At 73.3% G+C, this 23,482-nt stretch carries 18 protein-coding genes; 6 read left to right on the top strand and 12 right to left on the bottom strand.

Annotation, left to right across the window (positions count from 1 at the left end):
* Positions 1-132: 132 nt before the first annotated feature.
* Complete coding sequence (locus ABZ570_RS05355; protein ID WP_358057116.1) at positions 133-843, bottom strand: phosphatase PAP2 family protein; 711 nt, start codon at positions 841-843, stop codon at positions 133-135.
* Positions 844-991: 148 nt separating this feature from the next.
* On the opposite strand from ABZ570_RS05355, the gene ABZ570_RS05350 reads away from it, so the two are divergent.
* Positions 992-3,616, top strand: coding sequence for a wax ester/triacylglycerol synthase domain-containing protein (locus ABZ570_RS05350; protein ID WP_358057113.1), 2,625 nt, complete (start codon positions 992-994; stop codon positions 3,614-3,616).
* Positions 3,607-4,356 carry an SDR family oxidoreductase gene (locus tag ABZ570_RS05345; RefSeq protein ID WP_358057110.1) on the top strand — a complete coding sequence of 250 codons (750 nt, stop codon included), beginning with the start codon at positions 3,607-3,609 and terminating at the stop codon, positions 4,354-4,356. The genes ABZ570_RS05350 and ABZ570_RS05345 overlap by 10 nt, the downstream gene beginning before the upstream one ends.
* Positions 4,357-4,407: 51 nt before the next feature.
* On the opposite strand, the gene hpnH is transcribed toward ABZ570_RS05345, so the two are convergent.
* Genes hpnH through hpnC form a run of 7 tightly spaced genes read right to left on the bottom strand, consistent with a single transcriptional unit; the run spans position 4,408 to position 13,002 of the window.
* Entirely contained in the window at positions 4,408-5,403 is a 996-nt protein-coding gene (hpnH, locus tag ABZ570_RS05340; RefSeq protein ID WP_358057342.1) for an adenosyl-hopene transferase HpnH, read from the bottom strand.
* Positions 5,404-5,405: 2 nt separating this feature from the next.
* Positions 5,406-6,959 (bottom strand): 4-hydroxy-3-methylbut-2-enyl diphosphate reductase, encoded by a 1,554-nt coding sequence (gene ispH / locus ABZ570_RS05335; protein ID WP_358057107.1) that lies wholly within the window; start codon positions 6,957-6,959, stop codon positions 5,406-5,408.
* The gene (gene shc / locus ABZ570_RS05330; protein WP_358057104.1) at positions 6,956-8,911 is read right to left on the bottom strand and encodes a squalene--hopene cyclase; all 1,956 of its coding nucleotides are present in this window, start codon (positions 8,909-8,911) and stop codon (positions 6,956-6,958) included. Before shc ends, ispH begins: the two co-directional genes overlap by 4 nt.
* Positions 8,911-9,918 carry a polyprenyl synthetase family protein gene (locus tag ABZ570_RS05325; RefSeq protein WP_358057101.1) on the bottom strand — a complete coding sequence of 336 codons (1,008 nt, stop codon included), beginning with the start codon at positions 9,916-9,918 and terminating at the stop codon, positions 8,911-8,913. Before ABZ570_RS05325 ends, shc begins: the two co-directional genes overlap by 1 nt.
* Positions 9,915-11,282, bottom strand: a complete 1,368-nt coding sequence (gene hpnE / locus ABZ570_RS05320) for a hydroxysqualene dehydroxylase HpnE (RefSeq protein ID WP_358057098.1) — start codon at positions 11,280-11,282, stop codon at positions 9,915-9,917. Before hpnE ends, ABZ570_RS05325 begins: the two co-directional genes overlap by 4 nt.
* Entirely contained in the window at positions 11,279-12,148 is an 870-nt protein-coding gene (gene hpnD / locus ABZ570_RS05315; RefSeq protein WP_358057094.1) for a presqualene diphosphate synthase HpnD, read from the bottom strand. Before hpnD ends, hpnE begins: the two co-directional genes overlap by 4 nt.
* Entirely contained in the window at positions 12,145-13,002 is an 858-nt protein-coding gene (gene hpnC, locus ABZ570_RS05310) for a squalene synthase HpnC (RefSeq protein WP_358057091.1), read from the bottom strand. The genes hpnD and hpnC overlap by 4 nt, the downstream gene beginning before the upstream one ends.
* 471 nt (positions 13,003-13,473) lie before the next feature.
* Between hpnC and ABZ570_RS05305 the strand changes: the two genes are divergently transcribed.
* Positions 13,474-14,319: an SAM-dependent methyltransferase gene (locus tag ABZ570_RS05305; RefSeq protein ID WP_358057088.1), complete on the top strand. Its 846-nt coding sequence runs from the start codon at positions 13,474-13,476 to the stop codon at positions 14,317-14,319.
* A 91-nt stretch (positions 14,320-14,410) separates the two neighbouring features.
* Here ABZ570_RS05305 and ABZ570_RS05300 read toward each other — a convergent pair whose 3' ends face one another.
* Positions 14,411-15,265, bottom strand: coding sequence for an MBL fold metallo-hydrolase (locus ABZ570_RS05300; RefSeq protein ID WP_358057085.1), 855 nt, complete (start codon positions 15,263-15,265; stop codon positions 14,411-14,413).
* Between the two features lie 22 nt (positions 15,266-15,287).
* On the opposite strand from ABZ570_RS05300, the gene ABZ570_RS05295 reads away from it, so the two are divergent.
* Both ABZ570_RS05295 and ABZ570_RS05290 read left to right on the top strand, forming a co-directional pair.
* The gene (locus tag ABZ570_RS05295) at positions 15,288-16,319 is read left to right on the top strand and encodes a hypothetical protein (RefSeq protein ID WP_358057082.1); all 1,032 of its coding nucleotides are present in this window, start codon (positions 15,288-15,290) and stop codon (positions 16,317-16,319) included.
* A 192-nt stretch (positions 16,320-16,511) separates the two neighbouring features.
* Positions 16,512-17,033 (top strand): GNAT family N-acetyltransferase, encoded by a 522-nt coding sequence (locus tag ABZ570_RS05290; RefSeq protein WP_358057079.1) that lies wholly within the window; start codon positions 16,512-16,514, stop codon positions 17,031-17,033.
* 122 nt (positions 17,034-17,155) lie between these two features.
* On the opposite strand, the gene ABZ570_RS05285 is transcribed toward ABZ570_RS05290, so the two are convergent.
* A complete protein-coding gene (locus tag ABZ570_RS05285) occupies positions 17,156-20,521 on the bottom strand; it encodes a S8 family serine peptidase (protein WP_358057076.1) in 3,366 nt (1,121 codons plus the stop codon).
* A gap of 123 nt (positions 20,522-20,644) precedes the next feature.
* Between ABZ570_RS05285 and ABZ570_RS05280 the strand changes: the two genes are divergently transcribed.
* Positions 20,645-21,643 (top strand): LuxR C-terminal-related transcriptional regulator, encoded by a 999-nt coding sequence (locus ABZ570_RS05280; RefSeq protein ID WP_358057073.1) that lies wholly within the window; start codon positions 20,645-20,647, stop codon positions 21,641-21,643.
* Positions 21,644-21,836: 193 nt separating this feature from the next.
* Here the strand turns inward: ABZ570_RS05280 and ABZ570_RS05275 are convergent, their stop codons facing one another.
* Positions 21,837-22,490 (bottom strand): GPP34 family phosphoprotein, encoded by a 654-nt coding sequence (locus ABZ570_RS05275; protein ID WP_358057070.1) that lies wholly within the window; start codon positions 22,488-22,490, stop codon positions 21,837-21,839.
* A gap of 28 nt (positions 22,491-22,518) precedes the next feature.
* Positions 22,519-23,482 (bottom strand): RRXRR domain-containing protein (locus ABZ570_RS05270; RefSeq protein WP_358057067.1); only part of this gene is annotated, 964 nt, incomplete at its 5' end.

Here is a 23,482-nt window from a genome sequence, read left to right as displayed (position 1 = left end):
GTGGATACCCCGGCCTTCGGGCCGGGAAAACGGGCTCCTGCGGAGCGGGACAGGGATGGGGAATCCGCCGTCCAGGGGCTCCCGCCACGGACGGCCGGGCCCGGGTGGACCTGTCCGCGGCGGTCTCCCCGGTCAGGGCGACGGTCGGTCCAGCCAGCGCGGAAGTGGCATGGTCCGCCACGGCACCCGCAGGAGCAGCCGCGAGATCAGCAGCCCGAGCAGGTATCCACCCAGGCTGTCGGTGAGCCAGTGGTAGCCCAGGTAGGTGGTGCCGATGAAGGTCAGCCCGCCGGGCAGCCACTGCACCACGCGCCGGACCGCCACGACCAGGTACGGCGCGAGCAGTGCCGCCAGGACCGCGTAGTAGACGATGGCGTTGCTCACGTGCCCGGACGGGTAAAACTCCTCCACGCCGTGGCTGAACAGGCGTACCGAGCCGTGGTGTGGTGCGCCTCGCGAGGTCCACCGTTTCAGGCCGACGATCAGCAGTGTACTGATGATCGGGGCCAGCCCGGCCAGGATGACGGGGCGCGCCGTCCGGTGACGCCAGGCCAGCCAGAAGGACACCAGCACCGTGACGGTGACCAGCGCGCCGCCCTGGCCCAGGTAGTCGAAGAATTTCATCATCGCGGAGACCGGGCCCGACCGGTGCGCGTCGCACCAGTCCCGCACCGCGAGGTCCAGTCGCAGCAGCGGCGACCACCAGACCAGCGCCGCGGTGAGCGCGGCGAACGCGGCGACCAGCAGGCCGTCGAACCACCAGCCGCGGGGGATCGGCACCAGCACGGGTACGCCCAGCGGACGGGGTCGGTGTCGCCCCGGTCTCCGTGTTCCCGCTGCCATGGCGCCTCCCCCGGCACGCCTGTCGCCCAACGGGCGCCTGATCTTCGAAGATATCCCATATCCGGGCAAAGCAGGAGTTAAGCTGATGAACGCCTGCGAGGGGTGTCTTCTGGCGCCCCTCTCCGCGTACTGCCTGGGAGCAGCCGACATGTCAGCGACCATGCGCCCCGCGCAGCCCCTGGCCGTCCGACAGTCGACCGCCACGGGCGGTACCGAGGCCCCCGGCCCGTCAGCGCAGCAGGGCTCCGCCGAGCCGTTCGCCCGGCGGGTGCTGGTCGTGTCGGCCGACATCGGCGGCGGGCACGACGCCACCGGCCGCGCCCTGGCCGAACGGGTGCGTACGCTGTGGCCGGGCAGCCGGGTGGGCTGGATCGACACCCTCGACGTGATGGGCCCCGGGGTCGGCCGCTCGTTCCGGCGCACCTACCGCACCAACGTCGCCTCGACGCCGTGGCTGTACGAGTTCTTCTGGGCGTCGATCTGGCGGCACCGGTGGTTCGCCACCGCCTCCAAGTGGTTCACCGGAGCCTGGGCCGGCCGCCGGCTCGCCCCGGTCGTCGAGGCGTTCGACCCGGACCTGATCGTCTCCACCTATCCGCTCGGCAGCGCCGGCCTCGCCTGGCTGCGCCGTCATCGTGGCCTGGGCGTACCGGTCGGCGCGTGGGTCTGCGACTTCGCGCCGCACCCGTCCTGGGTCTACTCCGAGCTGGATCTGGACCTGGTGGTCCACCCGGCGGCCGTCCCGGTGGCGGCGGTCGCCGCGCCGGGCGTGCGGCTGGGGGTGTGCGCGCCACCAGTGCTCGACCGGTTCCACCCCGGCGACCGGGTCGAGGCCGCCGGGCGCTGCGGTCTCGATCCCGACCGGGCCGCGGTGGTCGTGGCCTGCGGATCGTACGGCTTCGGCCACGTCGAGGAGGCCATCGACGCGCTGGTCGGCATCGGCGACGCGGTACAGGTGGTCGCGGTCTGCGGACGCAACGAGCGGCTGGTCGACCGGCTGGCGGCGCTGCGCCTGCCACCCGACCGGCTGCTGGTCCGGCAGTGGGTCGACGACATGCCCACCCTGCTGCGCGCCGCCGGGCTGGTGGTGACCAACGCGGGCGGCGCCACCGCGCTGGAGGCGTGGGCCAGCGGCACCCCCATCGTGATGTACCGGCCCATCGCCGCGCACGGCGTGGCCAACGCGGCGCTGATGACCGCCGCCGGTGTGGCCGAGACGGCCCACAGTCCGAACGCCCTGGTCGCCTGCGTCCGTAGCCGGCTCGTCGGCGGGGCGGCCGTCGGCTCGGCCGCGCCCGCCGCCCACCCGCACCTGCCGGACCTCGGGCTGCCCGCGCTCGCCGACGCGCGGCGGCCGGCCGGCGACATCCGGCCGGTGCCGGTCGGCCGACCGGCCAGCTGGCCGCTGCGCCCCCAGGACGCGTTCTTCCTGCACGTGCAGTCGGAGGCGGTGGCCCAGCACATCGGCGCGGTGCTGGAACTCGGCCCCCGAGCCGACGGCCGGGCACTCGCCGCGGCGGATCTCGTCGCGCAGCTCGCCCGGCGGCTGCCCGCCATCGCCACGCTACGCCGCCGCCTGGCCCCCCGGGGCCGGTGGCGCCGGCCCGGCTGGGTCATCGACCGGTACGTCGACCCCGCCGCCCACCTCGACGAGGTCACGGTCACCCCCGGCGACGACGGCAGCGCCGCCCTGGACCGGTTCTGGTCCGAGCCGCTGGCCACCGACCGCCCGCTCTGGCGGCTCCTGCTGGTCAACGGCCTACCGGACGGGCGCACCCAGGTGGCCGTCAAGGTCCACCACAGCCTGGGCGACGGGATGTCGGTGATCGGCATTCTGGGCCGGCTGCTCGACCGTCCCGACGGCAGGGCGGCCGGCCCGCAACACCTGGCGCCGTTCACGCCCGAGCAGGCCATGGTCGCCCGGCCCGAGCGGGGCGAGCAACTGCGCCGGCTCGGGCTCACCGCCCGCGGCCTGGCCCGGCTCGCCACCCAGGGACCGGCACCGGTCACCGGCTTCAACCGTCCGGTCGCCTCGCCCGACCGCCGGCTGGTCACCGCGAGGCTGCCGGCCGCCGAGGTGCTCCGCGCGGCCCGCGCCTGCCGGGCGCACGCCAGCGAGCTGATGCTCGCGCTCACCGCCGCGGCGCTGGGCACCGTGCTACCGGCCGGCACGCCGCCCCGGCTGCGGGCCATGTTCGCGGTCTCCCGCAACCCGCGACGGCGGGCCCCCACCCAGGGCAACTGGACCGGGGCGGTGAACCTGGACCTACCGCTGGGGCGCTGCTCGCCGCAGGACCGGGTGGCCGCCGTGCGGCAGTCGCTGCGCACCGCGTTGGACAGCGGGGAAGTAGAGGCGGCCGGCCTGGTCATGCGGGCCATGGGTGCGCTGCCCGCGCCGCTGCACGCCGCGCTGGCCCGACGGGTGTACACCAGCCGGCATCTCAACGTCATCGTGTCCTACATGGCGCTGCCGTGGGACTCCCGGGTGCTGGCCGGCGCCCCGCTCCGGGCGGCGATCCCGGTGGTGGCCCTGGCCGAGGGCGTGCCCCTCGGCATCGGAGTGCTGCGCTGCCGGAACGCCTTCGAGATCGGCGTGCTGCTGGACGAGTCGCTGGCCTACACCGGTGCCGCGTTCGTCGCCGCCCTGCGTACCGGCCTGGCCGAGCTGCTCCACGAGGTCGAGGCCGGCGACGGAGGCGGCCGGTCGGTGGACCGGGCGGCGGGGGGCGCACCGGCCGGACGGTCGCGGCCGGAGGCGCCGCGGTGCGCCTGACCAACGCGGTGGTCCTGGTCACCGGGGCGTCCTCGGGCATCGGGGCGGCGGTGGTGCGGCGGCTCACCCGGGCCGGTTGCCAGGTGGTGGCCGCCGGACGGCACCCGGGACGGCTCGCCCAGCTCGCCACCGAGACCGGCGCCGCCGCGCTGCCGGCCGACCTGGCCCGGCCCGGCGCCGGACGGGAACTGGCCGAGCGGGTCCTCGCCCGGCACCCACGGGTGGACGTGCTGGTCAACAACGCCGGCGTCGGCTGGGCGGGCCAGTTCGCCGAGATGCCGGACGGGGCCGCCGACGAACTGCTCGCGGTGAACCTGCGCGCGCCGATCGAGCTGACCCGGGCGCTGCTGCCCGGGATGCGCCGCCACGGCGGGCATCTGGCCTTCGTGGGCTCGATCGCCGGCCGGCTGGGCGTGGGCGGGGAGGCGGTCTACGCGGCCAGCAAGGCCGGCCTGGACATCTTCGCGCAGAGCCTGCGGCTGGAGCTGGCCCGGCACCGGATCACCGTCAGCGTGGTCGTCCCCGGGGTCGTGGACACGCCGTTCTTCGACCGCCGGGGGCAGGCGTACCGCCGACGCCGGCCCCGGCCGCTGCCACCGGAGCGGGTGGCCGACGCGCTGGTCGACGCCATCGCCCGGGGCCGGGCCGAGGTCTACGTGCCGGGCTGGTTGCGCCTGCCCGTGGCGGTACGCGGACTGCAGCCGGCGGTGTACCGACGCCTGGCGGCGCGGTTCGGGTGACCGGCGTCCGGCCCCGGCACGGCCCCGGGGCCGGACGGCCGGGCGCGGACCTCAGTTGCGCATCGCGCGCAGCGACTGCCGCAGCGAGGACATGGTGGCCAGCACGGCCGTCGGCTCGTACCCGCAGTGCGCCATGCAGTTGGCGCACCGCGCGTCGCGCCCCCGCCCGTAGCTGTCCCAGTCGGTCGAGTCCAGCAGTTCCCGGTAGCTGGCGGCGTGCCCGTCGGCCATCAGGTAGCAGGGCCGCTGCCAGCCGAGCAGCGAGTACGACGGGATCGCCCAGGCGGTGCACGGGAAGTCGACCTTCCCCTCGAGGAAGTCCAAAAACAGCGGCGAGTGGTTGAGCCGCCAGCGACGGCGCCGGCCGCCGGCGAAGGCCTTGCGGAACAGCTCGCGGGTCTCCGTGACGCCCAGGAAGTGCTCCTGGTCCGGCGCCTTCTCGTAGGCGTACGCCGGGGAGAGCATCATCTCGTCCACGCCCAGGTCGTCGTTGAGGTAGTCGAGCACCTCAATCACGGTCTGCGGCGTGTCGGTGTTGAAGAAGGTGGTGTTGGTGGTGACCCGGAAGCCGCGCCGCTGGGCGTCCCGGACGGCCGCCACCGCGGCGTCGAAGACGCCGTCCTTGCACACCGCCGCGTCGTGCCGCTCCCGCAGCCCGTCGATGTGCACGGTGAAGGCGAAGTACGGCGACGGGCGGAACTTCTCGATCTTCTTGGGCAGCAGGACCGCGTTGGTGCACAGGAAGACGAACTTCTTGCGCCGGACCAGCTCGGCGACGAGAGTGTCGATCTCCGGGTGCATGAGCGGCTCCCCGCCCGCGATGGAGACCATCGGCGCGCCGCACTCCTCCACGGCGGCGACGGCCTGCTCCACCGGCATCCGCCGCTTGAGCAGGTTCGCCGGCTGCTGGATCTTGCCGCAGCCCGCGCACTTCAGGTTGCAGGCGAACAGTGGCTCAAGTTCCAGCAGCAGCGGGAACCGCTTGCGGCCGCGCATCTTCTGTTCCATCAGGTAGCTGGCGATCCGCAGGCTCTGGCGCAACGGCATGCTCACGGCTGACGTACCTCCTTCGGAAGGGTGAAAGCGACGTCCTCGACGGTCGTGGTGTGCTCGCTCACCTCCCTCGCCCCGAGCGCCGTGAGCGCGGCGACGACCTCGTCGACCAGCCCGGGTGGCGCCGAGGCGCCCGCGGAGACGCCGACCCTCGCCGCGCCGGCCAGCCAGCGCAGGTCCACCCGGCTCACGTCCTCGACCAGGTACGCCGGCGCGCCGGCCCGTTCGGCCACCTCCACCAGCCGCCGCGAGTTCGAGGAGTTGTCCGAGCCGACGACCAGCACGACGTCGGCCCGGGCGGCGACCTCGGTGACAGCCCGCTGGCGGTTGGTGGTGGCGTAGCAGATGTCGTCGGAGTCGGGGCCGGCCAGAGCCGGAAAGCGGCGGCGCAGCGCCTCGACGACCCCGGCCGCCTCGTCGGTCGCGAGGGTGGTCTGCACCAGGTAGGACACCCGGTCGGGGTCGTCGACCCGCACCGACTCGGCCGCGGCGGGATCGGGCACCAGGCGGATCTGCCCGGGCGCCTCGCCGAGGGTGCCGTCGGTCTCCTCGTGGCCGGCATGACCGATCAGCAGCACGGTGTCGCCCCGGCCGGCGAACCGGCGCGCCTCGGCGTGCACCTTCGCCACCAGCGGGCACGTCGCGTCGATCACCGGCAGCCGCCGCTGGGTGGCCTCCCGGCGCACCGTCGGCGCCACTCCGTGGGCGGAGAAGACGGTCAGGCCGCCGTCCGGCACCTCGTCGAGTTCGTCCACGAAGACCGCGCCACGGGCCCGCAGGTCAGCCACGACGCTGGCGTTGTGCACGATCTGCTTGCGGACGTAGACCGGCGGGCCGTGCTGGCGCAGTGCCTGCTCCACCACCGCGATCGCGCGCTCCACCCCGGCGCAGAAGGAGCGGGGCGAGGCCAGTACGACCTGTCGCAGGCTGCTCGCCGCCGCCCACTCGGCCAGCGCCGACGCCACCACGGGCAGCACCTTCAGCGCGGTACGGACCCGGCCGAGCGTGGCCGGCCGGTAGAGCGACCCGCCCGTGGTGTCGGCGACCACCCGGACGCAGGCTGCCGGCCGGTCGCCGCGACCGGCCAGCAGCCACGCCGATTCGCAGTCGGCGACCAGCGCGCCGGTGGCGGCGAGCCGGGCCCGGTCGGCACCGTCGACCAGCCGGTCGGTGCTGAGCACGGGCCCGACGTGCACCCGCAACCCGCGGCGGCGCAGGGCGGCGGCGAGCATGGGAGCGTCCGGCAGCCGCAGCACGCGCGGCGGGTCGCCGGGAGCCAGCGGGTCGACGCGTACCTCGCTGGCCACCACGACGTCGCCCGAGGCCAGCCCGGGGGCCAGCCCGCCGCCGATGCCGGCGACGGCGACCGGGGCGACGCCGGCCGGGTGCCGGGCGGCGGCCGCGCGGGCGCGCCAGGGCCCGACACCGGTACGGCGCAGCGCCGGCCGTCCGGAGGAGGCGCGGTTGGCCAGTCCGCGCCGCAGCGCCGACGCCTCCACCCGCATCGGCGCGTACAGCGTCCAGTACGGACTGTCCCCGGGTGCGGTCACGGCAGTGCCTCGGCGTCGAGGCCGGTGGCGCGCGCGTCCAGGATCCGGCCGAGCGCGCTGATCGGGAAGACCAGGCGGTACAGGCCGTAGTTGATGTAGAAGTCGCCGGGGAAGCCGGTCCCGGTGTACTGCGGCTCGTCCCAGCCGCCGTCCGGGCGCTGGGTGTCGACCAGCCAGCGCACCCCACGCGTGGCTGCCTCCCCCGCCCCGTGACCGGCGGCGTGCAGCGCGAGCAGCGCCCAGGCGGTCTGCGACGCGGTGGACTCGCCACGTCCGACCCAGGCCGGGTCCCGGTACGAGCGCAGGTCCTCGCCCCATCCGCCGTCGGGGTTCTGGTGGGCCACCAGCCAGTGGACGGCCCGACGGATCGCCGGATGCCCGGGCCGCAGGCCGGCGGCCACCAGGGCCGGCACCACCGCGCCGGTGCCGTAGACGTGGTTGGCTCCCCAGCGACCGAACCAGGAGCCGTCCGGCTCCTGCGCCCGCAGCAGCCAGGCCACGGCGCGGCGTACCGGCACCGTGTCGGCGAAGTTCTCCGCCGCCAGCGCCTCGACGATGTGCGCGGTCACGTCGGCACTGGGCGGGTCGATGACCTCGCCGAAGTCGCAGAACGGCAGGTCGCCGAGCACCTCGCGGGTGTTGTCGGCGTCGAAGGCGGCCCAGCCGCCGTCGCGGCACTGCATGCCGAGCAGCCAGCGGGTGGCCCGCAGCACGGCGGGGTCGGCCGGCACGTTGGTGCGCCGCAACGCCATGATCACCTCGGCGGTGTCGTCGGTGTCGGCGTACGCGTCGTTGTCGAACTCGAAGGCCCAGCCGCCGGCCGGGGTGTTCGGCCGGCGGACCGCCCAGTCCCCGCGGACCCGGATCTCCTCGGCGAGCAGCCAGGTGCCGGCACGGGTCAGGGCGGGGTGCCCGGCCGGCAGCCCGGCGTCGGAGAGCGCGGTGACGGCGAGGGCGGTGTCCCAGACCGGGGACTGGCACGCCTCCAGCCAGCGCATCGGGCCGTCCGGGGTCTGCTCGCGCACCGTGAACCGCTCCAGCCCGGCGAGGCCGGACCGCAGGACGGGGTGGTCCAGCGGGTAGCCGAGCAGATGCAGCGCCATCAGCGAGTACACCCAGGGTGGCTGGATCCCGCCCCAGGACCCGTCGGCCTCCTGACGGGCCACGATCCACTCGGCGGCCCGGCGCAGCGCGTTGCGGCGCAGCGGGCCACGGGCGATCCGCTCGTAGCCGGCGGCGAGCCGGTCGAGGCGGTGCAGCACACCGGGCCGGGAGAGCAGCCGGGGCGGCCGGGGTGGCACGGCGGCGGTACGCAGTTCGTCGACGGTGAAGCCGAGGTCGCGCACGGGACGCAGCGCCCGGACGATGGACAGCGGGACGATGGTCTGGCGGGCCCAGCAGGCGAAGTCATAGACGTTGAACGGCACCCAGGGCGGCAACAGCACCAGTTCGGGCGGCACGGCGGGCAGCCGGGACCACGGCCAGTGGCCGAACAGGGCCAGCCAGAAGCGGGTGAAGACGCGGCTGGCGACCAGCCCGCCGTGGTCCCGGACGAACGCGGCGGCGGTCGCCATGTGCGGCGCCTCGGGCGCGTCACCGGCCAGCCGCAGCGCCAGGTACGCCTCGATGGTGGTGGACAGGTCCCCCGGGCCGCCGTGGAAGGTGGCCCAGGAGCCGTCGGGTCGCTGCTGGGAACGGATCCAGCGGGCGGATTCCTCGGTCTGCTCGGCGGTACGGATGCCCAGGAACTGCCGCAGCAGGAGATCCTCGGCGTCCATCGTGACGTTGGTGGCCAGGTCTCCCTTCCACCAGCCGGCGTCGTCCTGCAGGCCGAGCAGGTGGTCACGGGCGCGGCGCAGGGCTTCCCGGGCGACGTCGGACGTGGTGTCGCCGCCGACCGGTGGGGCGGTGACGACGGACCCGGTGGGCTTCGGCGAGAGCAGTTCGGTCATCAGTGGTCCCGTCCGGTGATGAAGGTGGTGAGGTCGGCGAGTTCGCGGCGTACGTGGTCGGGCAGGTCCAGGGCGGCGAGTTCCGCCCGGGCCCGCTCGGTCTCCGCCGCCGCCCGCTGCCGCGTCCAGTCGCGGGCTCCGGTCGCCTCGATCAGTCCGGTCGCGCGGGTCACGTCGTCGTCGGTCAGCGGGGCCGGCGACCGGTACAGCTCGGCCAGCGCCCGGCCGGCGCTGCTGCCGTCGGTCACCGCCAGTACCACGGGGATGGTGCGCTTGCGGGCCCGCAGGTCGGAGCCGACCGGCTTGCCCGTGCGCCGGGGGTCGCCCCAGATGCCGAGCAGGTCGTCGACGAGCTGGAAGGCCAGCCCGAGGTGGAAGCCGAACCGGGACAGCCCATCGACCAGGCCCGAAGGGCCGCCGCAGAGCAGCGCCCCGAGCGCGCACGAGCCGGACAGCAGGGCGGCGGTCTTGTCGCCGGCCATGGTCAGGCACTCGTCGAGCGTGACGTCGTCGCGGTGTTCGAAGGCCAGGTCGGCGGCCTGTCCACGGATGAGCGCCCGCACGTCCAGGGCGAGCCGTCGCACCGCCGGTTCGCCGCCGGCGACCTCGGCGAGGGCCTCGTACGCGAGCCCAATCAGCGCGTCCCCGGCGAGGATGGCCCGGCTGACGCCGAACACCGTCCAGGCGGTGGGCCGGTGCCGGCGCTCCGTGTCGCCGTCCATCACGTCGTCGTGCAACAGCGAGAAGTTGTGCGCCAGCTCGACCGCGGCGGCGGCCGGCACGCCGGCCTCGGGTTCGGCCCCGGCAGCCTGGGCCGAGAGCAGGGCCAGGGCCGGGCGCAGCCCCTTTCCCCGGCCGACAGCGGGCGACCCGTCGGCGTTCCAATAGCCCATCTGGTAGCCGGCGACCAACCGGTTTCCCGGGTCCAGCCGGTCCAGCAGCACCCGGATGGCCGGCTCCACGTGGGTGTGGATCTGGCTGGTGCTGTGGCTGTGCGCGATGGTCATCGTGCGGCCTCCGTGTGGTGTCGGGGCCGGGACGCGAGCTGGCGGGCGACGACGTCCGCGGCCTCCTGGCCGCTGCGCACCGCGCCCTCCATCGTGTCCGGCCAGCCCGTGTCGGTCCATGCACCGGCCAGCACCAGCCCGGGTAGGCGGGTCGTCGTGGCCGGCCGGTACGCGCGGGTGCCGGGTGACTGCCGGAAGGTGGCCCGCGGTTCCCGGGTGACGAACGCGTCGCCTACCGGGGTGTGCCGCGCGGCGGGGAAGAGCGCGGCGAGCGCCGCGCGCTGGGCCGCCACCAGTTCGGCGGCGGGTCGGTCGATCTCGGTGTCGGCGGCCGACAGGGACACCACCACGTGCTGCGCGTCGTCCGACCCCGGCCGAGTGAAGATCCACTGTGCCGGGGACTCCACGGCGGCGGCCATGGTCAGCTCGGTGATCCGGCGGGCGTAGCGCAGGTGCACGTTGACGATCGGCGCGGCGCCGAGCCGGTGCCAGTCGCCGGCGTCGGGCGCGGCGGCCGGCGGCACCAGCGCGGCGGCGACGTGGTGCGGCACGGCCAGGACCACGGCGTCCGCGGCGATCTCGCCGTCGTTCAGGCCGACCCGGAAGCCGTGCGCCTCGGGGTGGATCCACCGGACCCGGGACCGGGTGTGCACCCGCGCGCCGAGCCGGTGCAGCAGCCGCCGGGCCGGCACGGCGTGCAGGTCGATCAGCGGGACCATGGGGCGGCCGATGTCGCCGCCGTCGGCGGCTTCGAGCAGCCCGGTGCGGAACACCCGGGCGGCCAGGGCCAGCGACGCGTCGGCGCTGGGCAGGTTCAGCGCGGCCACCGTGACCAGGTCCCAGAGCCGACGTACGGCGCGGTCGCCCTGACCGTGGTCGGCGAGCCAGTCACCGAAGCTGCGGGCGTCGGTGAGCGGCAGGTCGGGGTCGACGTGTCGCAGCGCGGCGGCGGCTCGCACGGCGGCGAGCCGCTCCGCGGGAGTGAGCAGCCGGTAGGCGGCCAGCGCGGGCAGCAGGTGCGCCGGTGCCGGCAGTCGGCGGCGGGCCAGCAGGTGCGGGGCCCGGCCGGGTAGCAGCACCGGCACCGCGAACCGGGGTTGCACCTCGGTGTCGCCGGTGACGCCGAGCCGGTCGAGCAAGCCCCGGTAGGCGTGGTAGCAGCGGAGAAAGACGTGCTGGCCGGTGTCGACGGTGAGCCCGTCACGGCGGAAGGAGTAGGTCGCTCCCCCGAGCTCGGGCCGGCTCTCCAGCAGCGTCACCGCCAGCCCCTGGTCAGCGAGCCGGATCGCGGCGGTGATCCCGGCCAGGCCACCCCCGACCACGCACACGCTGCCAGCCCCGCCCGGCACCCGCGGGGCGGTCATGCGGAGCGTCCGACGAGCGCGCGTGCGGCCACCCACGCCTTCTCACGGCCGGGCAGCGACACCCGGCTGCGGGTGACCGCCAGCGGGTCCGCCGCGATCCGGGTGAGCAGGCGGCGGTAGATGCCGGCCATCGCGGCGGTGCAGGCCGCGGAGCGCCGGTCCAGCAGGGGCAGCAGCCGCAGCCCGATGTCGTACCACTGCGCGGCCCGGCCGGCCTCGAAGCGAACGAGTTCGATCAGCCGCTCGGGTGGGTCGGTGAACCGGGTGCCGTCCAGCCGCAGGGTGCAGCCGAACCGGTCCAGGTCCTCGGCCGGCAGGTAGATCCGCCCGTCGGCCCGGTCCTCCACCAGGTCGCGCAGGATGTTGGTCAGTTGCAGCGCCACGCCCAGCGCGTCGGCCAGCGGCTCGGCCCGGACCCGGTCGGTGGCGCCGAACACCCCGAGGGAGAGCCGGCCGATCGAGCCGGCCACGCAGCGGCAGTACCAGTGCAGGTCGTCGAAGGTGGCGTAGGTCCGGCCGGTCACGTCGGCGGCGCACCCGTCGATCAGTTCGTCGAAGGCCGCCAGGGGGATCGGCAGCCGGACCGCGGCGTCGGCGAGCGCGGTGAGCACCGGGTCGCCGCCGTCGTCGCCGGGCAGCCGGTGCAGGGCCTCGCGGGTACGCGCCAGGTGGTCGAGCTTCTCCTCCGGCGCCATGGTGCCGTCGCCGATGTCGTCGATGCGCCGGGCCATGGCGTAGATGGCCGACAGGGCGCGGCGTTTCACCGGCGGGAGCAGGCGGATCCCGTACGCGAAGTTGGCCGCCTGGCTGCGGGTGATCTGCTCGCAGCGCCGGTAGGCCGTGTCGACGTCGCAGATCGTGGTCATCCGGCGCTCCTCACGGTGGCGGCCAGCCAGCGGTGCAGGGTGCGCCGGCGCCCGGGACGGACGGTGGCCGGCAGCGGGTCGTGGCCGGCCACCGCCAGCGCGTCGAGGGTCGCCCGCCCGCCGGCCAGGTACCCGCTCACCGCGAGCCGGGCCCAGCCGTGCAGCGCGGACACGAGCGGCGCGCCCGCGTCGAGCCACGCCCGGGCCCGCTCCGCCTCGAACTCGATCAGGTCGCGGAGCTGGCGGTTGGCGCTCGGCCGGGCGAGGTCGTCCTCGGTGACATCGAACCGGTCCATGTCCTCCGCCGGCAGGTAGACCCGGCCGCGGCGGTGGTCCTCGGCGATGTCCTGCAGGTGTTCGACGAGCTGCAACGCCGTGCAGATCCGGTCGGACAGCGCGATCCGGGCCTCACCCACCTGGCCGAACACGTGCAGGACCAGCTCGCCGACGGGGTTGGCCGACAGGGTGCAGTACTCGACCAGCTGGTCGAAGGTGGCGTACCGGGTCACCCGCTGGTCGACCCGGTTCGCCTCGATCAACCGCACCAGCGCGTCGAGGGGCAGCCGGCACCCGGCCACGGTGGGGGCGAGGGCGCGCACCACCGGGTGGCTCACCTCGCGGCCGGCGTACAGGGACCGCAGCTGCGCCTCGATGTCGTCGAGGGCGGCGAGCCGGTCGGCGATGCCGGGCAGCGGTTCGTCCCCGATGTCGTCGATCTGGCGGGCGTAGGCGTAGACGGCGAGCAGGTGACGACGGTACCGGCCGGGTAGGACCCGCAACGCGACCGGAAAGTTCTCCCGCGTCCGGGCCTGCTCGACCCGGCGTAGCGCCGCGACGGCCGTGCGTTGGCTCATCAGCATTCCTTCCTGGCCGGGCACGGGCCGACGGTGTCTGCTCGTCCGGGCAGCGCCCGGTGCGGACGCCGCCGGTGCCGCAGGCGCCCGACGCACGCTGGAGCGATCGGTGCAGGACCGCGCGCGGCGATGGGCGGCGCGGGTGGCGCCGGGGAAAACCGATCCCCAGAGCCAGCTGGAATTCACCTTAACCATGCAGATCGGGGCCAATTCCCTGATTCCCGCCAAATCCCCTGGGCCGAGGCAGCCGCCGGGTGGCCTCGGGCCAGGCCGGGGCGGCCAGCTCGGGCACGAGACGCGGGAGGCTCCGCCGGCTCTCCGCCCGGCCCCCGCCGGCCCGGACGATCTCCGACGGGAGCCCGTCCCGCGGCGGACCGACCGCCGGCGGGGGCGCGCCGCGGAAGGGACCTCCGGTGGCGGGTCCAGCCACTAAGATCCCGGGAAACGCTCACTCTGGACGGGGAGGTCGCGGTGGCGGAGACGACGTCGGGGGTACGCCCTGTGCCGGAGCAGCCACCGTCGGCGCGGATCGACCCGTCCGTGCCGCATCCCGCCCGCCGCTACGACTACTGGCTCGGCGGCAAGGACAACTTCGCGGCAGACCGACGGTCCGGCGACGCGGTGGCCGCCGCGTACCCGGCGATCCGGACGACGGTGATCGAGAACCGGCGGTTCATGCAGCGCGCCACCCGGTACCTGGCCGGGACGGCCGGCATCCGGCAGTTCCTCGACCTCGGGACGGGCATCCCGACCAGCCCCAACATGCACGAGATCGCCCAGGGGATCGCCGCCGACTCGCGGGTCGCGTACGTCGACAACGACCCTATCGTGCTCGCGCACGCCCGCGCCCTACTGACGAGTACACCGGAGGGCGCCACCGCGTACGTCGACGCGGACCTGCGCGAACCGGAGCGGATCCTGAACGATCCCGAGGTACGGGCCACGATCGACTTCGACCGGCCGGTCGGGCTCATGCTCGTCGCGATCCTGCACTTCCTGACCGACGTCAACGATCCCCACGGGATCACCCGGCGACTGATCGAGGCCCTGCCGTCCGGAAGCTACGTGGTGATCTCGCATGCCACCACCGACCTGGTGCCGCGAGAGGTCGCCGCCACCGCGGCGCCGGTCACCACCACCAGCATGATCGACATGGCCTTCCGAACCCGGGGTGAGGTCGCCGCGTTCTTCGACGGCCTGGAACTCGTCCCGCCGGGCATCAGCCCGATCACCGAGTGGCACTCGGACGCTCCGCCGGAGCACCGGACGCCGGCCGCGCAGGCGTCCATGTACGGGGCGGTCGCGCGCAAACCCTGAGCCGTACGCGTTCCGCTGGCTGCCGCCGCGCCGGCGGGAGCGGAACCGACGCGGGCGGTTCCCCCGCCGGACCCTCGGCAAACCGTACGGGTCAGTGGCCCCGCACCCATCTCGGGTCGGGCACCTCGGTCCAGGGCTGCGTAAGGTGTGCGGTGGCCAGCACGGCGCCGCGGGCGCCGGCCGCGGCGAGGAGTCGCTGACGGGTCCGGCGGGCGACCTCGGGGTCGGCCTCGTACCGGTAGGCCACCGCGGGGTCGACGAGTTGGACGGCATGGACCAGCACGTCGCCGGTGACGATCACCCGTTCGTGGCCGTGGTCGACGATCACCGACTGATGACCCGGCGTGTGCCCCGGGGTGGGGATGACGCGGACCGACCCGCCCCGGGCGGTGGCGAGGCGGGCGACCCCGTCGACCTCGTCGAGCTGCCCCGTGGCGCGCAGCGGGTCGACGACGTACGCCCGGGCCGCGTCGCCGTCCGGTAGGGCGACCACCTCGCGCCGCTGGACGACGTACCGGGCGTTGGGGAACAGTGGCGTGCCGTCCGGCCCGACGGACCAGCCGAAATGGTCCTCGTGCAGGTGGGTGAGCACCACCATGTCCACGTCCGCCGGCTCGATTCCGGCGCGCTCGAGCTCGGCCGGGAGCCGGCCGGGCGTCGGGGCCCAGCCCTCGGCTGGACTGCCGTCGGGTCCCACTCCGGCGTCGACCAGCACCAGCCGGTCGCGCGGCCCCCGGATGGCGTAGCAGCGGAAATCGAGCCGCCAGGTCTCCCCCGGGCCGAACGCGCCGGGGTCGACGACCCGGGCACGGTCCCAGTCCCGCGGTGTCGCCTCGGGGAACGCGACCCGCCGGTCGAGGAAGAACGGCCCGGCCGCGTCGAGCAAGGGAATCACCTCGAACGCGCCGACCGCTCGACGCCCCGCCAAGTCATTGACCAACGTCACTCTAGGTCCTAGGTTCGGCGCCATGACTATCGATGCTCGTCGTGTTCTGGCGGTGCTGGTCACCTTCGTGACGGCCGCTGTCGTCGGGATGCCCGCTGCGGTCGCCGCCACCATTCTGCCCATCAACGACCTCGGCGGCGGCACCTACCTCGGCTTCCAGGGCGGACTGTACCCCGCCGGCAGGAACACCATGCCCGACGCCCACCGCACGGCCGGTGTCAACCGGGCCCTCCGGGTACGTCCGCTCGACGCCACCGGCGCGCCGAGCGCCAACGGCCGATACGTGCTGCTCTCCCTCGGCATGTCCAACACCACGCAGGAGTTCTGCTCGTCCGAGACCGGGGGGCAGTGTGCCCCGTACTCCTTCATCGGCCAGGCCGCCGCGGACCCGCGGGTCAACCACGACAAGCTCGTCATCGTCGACGGCGCCGCGGGCGGCCAGACCGCGGGCACCTGGGACTCCCCTGCCGACACCAACTACGACCGGGTCCGGGACACCAGGCTGGCGCCGCTCGGCCTGACCGAGCGGCAGGTCCAGGTCGTCTGGGTCAAGGTCGCCAACGCCAACCCGTCGGTGTCCCTGCCCGCCGCCAACGCCGACGCGTACCAGCTCGTGGTCCAGCAGGGCAACATCCTCCGCGCGCTGAAGAAGCGCTATCCCAACCTGCAGCAGGTCTTCTTCTCCAGCCGAATCTACGGCGGCTACGCCACCACCGGCCTGAACCCGGAGCCCTACGCCTACGAGACCGGCTTCGGCGTCAAGTGGGTGATCCAGGCACAGATCACGCAGATGTCGGGCGGCGGCACCGACCCTCGGGCCGGCAACCTGGACTACGACAGCGCCGCGCCGTGGGCGGCCTGGGGACCGTACCTGTGGGCGAACGGCCTCCAGCCCCGTTCCGACGGGCTCACCTGGCAGCGGTCGGACTTCGGCTCCGACGGGACGCATCCGGCCACCTCCGGCCGGCAGAAGGTGGCGAGCATGTTGCTCCGCTTCTTCACGACCTCGCCCCACACCGCCTGCTGGTTCACCGTCGACGGAACCTGCGGGTGAAGCCGTTCAGCAGTCCATTGCGGGCCTTCAGTGACCATGCCGTGACGCCGCGGCTGATAACCTACTCGGCGCTCATCGATCCGATCAATGACGCCAGCGTGGGGAGTGAGAGTGGTGGGTTGGCAGGGGGACATCCGACGAGCATCGAGCGCTGACGCCGGGCTCGTCGGGATGATCCTGGCGGAAGCATTCATGCGTGACCCGGTCAGCGAGTGGATCTTCCCGGACGAGGAGCATCGGGCGAAGGCGCATCCGTCGTTCTTCGGGGAGTTCGTCAACCTCGTCCTCGATGCGGGCGAGATCTACCTGGCCGGCGAGGGCGCGGGCGTCACCCTGTGGCTGCCCGTCGACGGCAGCGACGAGCCCGACGAGGGGCAGGAACTGCTGCAGACGCTGGAAGCCGCGGTCGGCGCGGAGGCCACCAAGCGGTTCGCGGTCCTCGACGGGCTGATGGCGGCCAACCACCCGGGCGAGCCGCACTGGTACCTGCCGTTCATCGCGGTGCACCCTGACCAGCACAGCAAGGGCGTGGGTTCGGCCCTGCTCCGGCACAAGCTCACCCAACTCGACGAAGCCGGCTCGGCGGCCTATCTCGAGGCGAGCTCGCCGCGCAACGCGGCGCTCTACGAGCGGCACGGGTTCGAGCTCGGTTCGTCCACCCTGGATCTACCGGACGGCCCGAGCCTCTATCCGATGTGGCGGAATCCTGCCTGACCGACGCGGGCTGAACGACGCCGCCAACCCGGCGGTAGAAGCGGTTGGCCGGTCGACGAACGCTGTCGTCGACCGGCCAACCGCAGTGGGACTGTCCCGCCGTCTACCGGAGCGCCATGGACTCAGCGGGCGGGTGGCAGCTGCCAGGCCCGGATGATCGTCTGCTCGATCCGGTTGTTGTCGGCATCCCACGCCTCGACCCGCAGGGCCACGAAGCCGTTGGTCTCCGCCGGGTCGCGGTTGTCGAGGGTCACCTCGAACCGGCCGCCGTCGAGGCCTCGGACGGGGCGCTTCTGCCAGGTCTTGCCGTCGTCGTACGAGATCGACACCTTGGCGCCGCGGACTGCCGGGCCGTCGGCGCCGACCTGGTGGCCGACGGTGAGACCGAGGGTCAGCGGGCCCTGCCGGCTGCTCGGCTGTGCGGTGGTGTTGAGCAGGTCCACCGGGACGTTGTAGTCGACCTGCAGCAGCGGCAGCACCACCGGGCCCGAGGTGGATCCCCTCGATCGGAGGGTCCAGGCGGTGTGGGTCTCGGTGGAGGTGCTCCACCAGTCCGCCTTGCGGGCCACGTCCAGCTCGATCCGGTGCTCGGCCTTTGCCGGGCTGACCGTGATCGTGCCCTGGGCCCGCGGGCCCTGGCCGATCAGCCTGCCGTTCTCGTAGACGCGGATGGCGGTGGTGTCGACCCTGCTGTCCGTCATGCCGTGGTGCCTGTCCGAGTCAAGCCACTCGTACATGAAGAGCGTGAGCACGTCCCCGTCGCGGGTCGTCGGCACTCCCGGCTCGAACTGGCTGCCGGCGTTGAACCCGGGCCGGGCCACCTGCCGGAACCAGCTCTGGTCGCGCCGCTCGCCCGGCTTGTAACAGGTGGTCGGCTCCCTCATCTCCCCGACGTACGAGAGTGCCCCGTACATCCACTGCGCGTAGCAGTTCTCCTCGGCCACCAGGTATTCGACCCGCTCCTGCGGCGCCGCATGCAGAGTCGCGATCGAGCTCGACGCGAGCGACCAGGGCCGGTACATGTGCCGCAGCTCAAGCATGGTGTGCCCGGTGACGTCACTGTGGTAGCGGTTGTTCACCCGGGCCAGCCGGGCCGGATCGGCCACGAAGGCCGGGTCGGCGGGCACCTGCCCGTGGAACGGCACGACCAGGTCGTACAGGATCGAGTTCCGCGGCCCGGCGACGAGCCGCTGTCGGGTGTAGAACTCGAAGTCGCCGCGAGTGACCGGCGCGGTCGGCGTTGCGGACACCAGGGAGAGGGATCCGTGGAAGTTGTGGGCGAACGGCCAGCCCGCTTCTGTCTGACGCCACCACCCCAGGGTCGTGATTCCGGTCGGGTTGGCCGGTTCCGGGGTCACGATCCTGACCGGGGCGGCCTGCCGCGCGTCGAACACCAGCGTCGTGTCTCGGTCGATCTTGATCTCGGGATCGCCGACCCAGGTCCGTTCCGGCAACGAGCCCGGCTGCTCGTGGCGGGTGTCGATGAGGCCGGCCACCGAGTAGGTGCCCGGCGGCACCCGCAGGGTGACCACGCCGTTGTCGAACTGGTTGTCGATCTCCATGAACCGCGCGGTGTCGACCACGTCCAGCACGTCGATCATGCCGAGCGCGTTGGCGGGCTGACCGTTGCGGTCGATGCCCTTCACCCGCAGTTCGTAGCGCACCCCTTCCTTGTAGTAACCGACCGGGATGTGGTTGACCTCCCCGCCCTTCCGGCTGGCCGTCAGGTAGCCGCCGTAGATCCCGGCCGCACCGGCCCGGACGTCCAGGGTGACCGTGGCCTTGGCGGTGCCACCGGGCGCGATGGTCAGCGAGGCCGGCGAGACGGTGAGCATGTCGGCGCTCGCGGTGGTGCCCTCCCGGTTCTTGACGTCGAGCGCCAGGTCGATGGTGACCGTCTCCGTGCCGCGGTTGGTGTAGCCGACCGTGGTGCTCACCGGGGCTGCCTCGTCCTGCGGGTAGGCGAAGTAGCCGAGACTCAGCGGCGACCGGTCGGGTAGCACCGCCGAGGTGACGGCGTTGCGCAGATCCAGTCGCCCCCCGCCCTGCTGGTAGACCTCGAGGTCGCCGTTCGCCACCGCCGTGCTCGCCAACGCCGCCTTGACCTGGGCCGGGGACAGGCCCGGGTGCTGCTGCAGGAACAGCGCCGCCGCGCCGGCGACGTGCGGGGTCGCCATCGAGGTGCCCGAGGCGGCGGTGTAGTGGTCGTCCACCGGGCTGCCCATGGCGGTCCCGGAGGCGCGGCCGGCGACGATGCCGACGCCGGGGGCGGTGAGATCCGGCTTGATCGCGTAGTCGCCCACCCGCGGGCCGTGCCCGGAGAAGTACGCCAGCTTGTCGGCCTTGTCGACCGCGCCCACGGTCAGCGCGGCATCGGCCGCACCGGGCGCGTCGACCGAGCCCTCGCCGTACTCACCCGAGTTGCCGGCGGCGACCACGAACAGGGTGCCGTACTGCGCGGTGAGGGCGTTGACCGTCTGGCTGAGTGGGTCGGAGCCGTCGCTGAAACCGCCGCCGAGGCTCATGTTCACCACGTCCGCCCCCTGGGTGGCGGCCCACTGCATGCCGAGCATGATCGCCGAGAACGGGCAACCCTCCGAGAGGCACACCTTGCCGGCGAGCAGCCGCGCCTTCGGTGCCACACCGGTGTACTTGCCGCCGGAGGCCGCTCCGGTGCCGGCGATCGTCGTCGCCACGTGGGTGCCGTGCCCGTGCGAGTCGCGGGGGTTGCCGCTGTCGGTGAAGTCCTGCGCGGCGAGCACCCTGCCCTTCAGATCCGGGTGGTCGACGTCGATGCCGGTGTCCAAGACGGCCACGGTGACCCCGGCGCCGTCGTAGCCGGCGGCCCACGCCTCGGGCGCGCCGATCTGCCGTACGCTCTCGCTGAGCTCCACCTTGGCCAGCCCATCGAGCCAGACCTTGTCCACACCGGCCAGCGCGCCGGTCCCGGTCAGGCTCTTGGCTCCGGCCGCACCGGAGGGCCGCGCGGAGCGCCACCACTGCCCGTTCCGGTCGATTGTGGCGGCGACCCCGTTGATGCTCGGCAGTTGCGCCGTAACCCGCGCACCCCGTGGCGCGGACAGGGTCCGGGCAGCCTTCGGTTCGTAGCTGACGATCACCGGCACCGAGTCGTGGTAGTCGTACTCGGCCAGCTTGGTGACGTTGAACAGCTCCCGGTCCAGCACCTCGGGGACCAGCGGCGCGGCGTCGGACGGGATGATGTAGGTCTCATCGCGGTAGGTGAGCGTCTCGAACGAGATGTCGCCGTCGCGGTCGGCCTTCTCGATGGTGAAGGCCATCCGCCCGTCCGGCCCGGCCTGCACGACGACCCGGTCGCCGGTGACGAGGGTGACGGTTTCCGTGGCGGACGGGTTGGCGACCGGGATCAGCCCGGACTTGTGGTCAGGGCTTGCCGACGCGGCGTTCGGCGCCGCCCCGGCCATTAGGAGCGCCAGCGCACCGGCCAGCGCGGGTCTACGGAGATGCACGCTTCCTCCCGACGGATCTTCAAAATTCCCTCGTAAACCTCCTGTCGGCGCGCGCGGAGGTCAAGGACTTGATGGTGTTCGATAGTTACCATTGTCGAGAAGTGATCAGGGGAGGTCCGGGCCATGCGCGACAACGACCGGGTGCTGGGCGAGGTGGGTGTCAGCGACAGCGCCGAGAGGGTCTACCGGTCACTGCTGGCCAATCCCGGGGCGAGCGTGAGCGAACTGCGGGCATTGACCGGCTTTGCCCAGCGGCGGTTGCGTGGCGCGCTGTCCGAACTGGAGAGCAAGGCGATGATCACCCGGCGCAGCGGCTCCCGGGCCCATTACCAGTCGGTGCCCCCAGACGTCGTGGTCGAGGTCCTGGTCCGCTCGAGGGAGGAGGCGCTGCGCCAGGTACGCCTCGACGCCAAGCGGCTCGCGGCGCTGCACCGCGTGCCGGCCGAGCAGGACCGGGTCACCGAGCTGATCGAGGTTGTGACCAGCCGGGAAGCGTACGCCGAACGCTGGAAGCAGCTGCAGCTGAGTGCGCGCCGAAGCCTGCACGTCTTCGTCCGGCCGCCGTTCGCCCAGCAGCGGCCCGAGGACTCTGAGCCGCTGCAGGAGCAGCTGCTCGCCCGAGGCGTGCCATCCCACGCTATCTACGACGAGGAGACGCTGAAGCAACCCGGCGTGCTCGAGCACGCCCAGAGGATGGTTGCGCTCGGGGAGGAGGCGCGGGTCGTGAAGGGGCTGCCGATGAAGCTGTCCATGTCCGACCGCCGCACTGCCCTGGTGCCGTTCGTCCAGTCGGACCCGAACAGGGCCGTCGACGCCGGCTTGGTGGTGCACGAGTGCGCCCTCCTCGACGCGCTCGTCGCGCTCTGGGACATCTACTGGGAGCGCGGCGTGCAACTGCGGTTCGACGGCCAGGAACTATCTGCCAGGTCCCGGGGGGCCGATGAGGACACGGTGTTGACTCTGATGGTCAGCGGGATGAAGGACGAGGCGATCGCCGCTCGGCTGGGGGTGTCGGCGCAGACCGTGCGCCGCCGGATCTCCGAGATCCAACGGCGCCTCGGTGTGAGCACGCGCTTTCAGGCCGGCGTTGCGCTGGGTCGGCAGGGCTGGCCGGCGCGGTAGCAGCCGGACCAGCGGGCCCGGGGCCGACCGAAACGGCCGCCGCCGCCTGGCGCTCCAGCCCCTCGTTGCAATCGTCTGGCAGCGGGTCGGCCGGCAGACCCCGTCAATCGCCAGACACGGCGAGGGCCCTGCGGATCTCGCCGTCCCTTCAGCAGCTCGGCCCGCCTGCCCCGCCACGGCAACGGCAGGCGGCTCAGCGCCGGACGCTGACGGTGGTGGCGTCGAGCGCGGCGACGACCGCCCCGAGCAGGCTCTGCAGCGGCGGCGGCAGTAGCCGCCCGCACTCCCGCATCCGGGCGCTGGCCTGCGCGTCGAAGAGGTTGGAGCTCAGGTTCACCGGTTCGATGAGGGCGGCCAGCAGCAGCGTTTCCACATCGATGTCGGCGCTGTGCTGACGCATCAGCATCGCGGTCAGCCGCACCCGTGGTGAGGCCGCCTGGTTGGGGTCGGCGGCCGGCCAGCGAACGGACCGGCCGAGCAGCCGCCCCTGTTCCCGCCGCACCACACCGGCGGTCGCCAACCGGGTGCCCACGCGCTCGCAGATGTTCAGATGTTCGCGCAGGTACCGTATCCACAACCGGATCGGATGCGCTCCCTCCCGCCGGATGATCTCGGTGATCAGCAGATCGGTCAGGGGTTCCTGCCACAGGCGCCCGTCGATCGCGACGATCCTGCCGTCCTCCGCGACAATCCGGCGCTCGAACATCAGCTCGGCGAGCGCGGCCCCGGCGAGCGCGCACTCGAGTCGGTCGACCGCGCCGTGGGGCTTTCCCGAGAATTCGTCATGACCGATGAGAAACAGCGCGTCGGCGAGCCGGTAGGTCGGGGGTGCGCCGGAGTAGGTCATCGACGTCGCAGCGTAGGAACCTGGCCGTTCAGGGCCGGGAGGAAACGCCGCTCCTCCTCTCGGGTATAGGCCCATCCGTCGGCGCGTTGCAGCAGCCGGACGTGACGGTGATGGATGCCCTGCACAAGGGCTTGGCTGGTGCGGATGTTGAACTTCCCGGTGGTTCGCACAGCGACCCGACCAAGGTGCCGGCCCTTGTTCTTGCCGGCTGGAACGACAGCGTGCACGGCGTAGCCGCCGCGGCCGGTCGCGGCGGCGACCAGCACCTGCCCCGGGCAGGACCGCGCGGCAGTGAGGATCCCGACGTGAAGGCATCAAGGGTGGGGGTCTTTGGCGCGCCGGTCTGGTGCCGGTTCCACTTGGTGCGCCCGCCCGTGCCAACCTCAAGCGGTAGGCCGGTGGCGGCCAGCGCTTGCCCCAGCGCCCGCCGGGTTGTCGGCACGGCCGCAGCATCCCGCAGCGGCAGTTTCGCTTGGCCTCGGATCCGGGCCGACACAGCGGGCCGGTCCGAGCCGCCCCGCGAGGGCGGCACGATGTGGTCGATGTTCAGCGGCACCCCCGTGGCGCCGCAGTAGGCACGCCTGCGCCCCCACTTGGCCAGCAGATGCTCACGTACCTCGTACCCATCCAGGGTGCCGTGCTGGTACTCGACCCCGGCGATGTTCGGGTTCTGCAACAGTTGCGTGTCGAACGCGACCCGGTGCCGCAGCGACGGCGCCAACCACCCGTCCGGCTCGCGGCGGTTCAGGAAGCGGGGTGCCCGGTAGCGCAGGTTCCGCGACCGGCGGCCACGCCGGAACACGGCGCGGGCGTTCAGCTTGTCACGAATCTGCCCGCCCCGATGGCGGACTTCGATCGCGAACAGGCCGGCCCGAATCGTGTTATTGGCGCGGAAGACTGCGACGCAGGTGAGCTTCGAACCCGGGTCAATGCCGAGCTCCACCCCGTCCACCTGCGAGGAGGCGACCTCGCGGTCTTTGAGCCGGATCACG

This window comes from Micromonospora sp. NPDC007271, assembly GCF_040634005.1.
Taxonomy (GTDB): domain Bacteria; phylum Actinomycetota; class Actinomycetes; order Mycobacteriales; family Micromonosporaceae; genus Micromonospora.
This window is presented reverse-complemented; position numbering and strand designations above follow the sequence as displayed.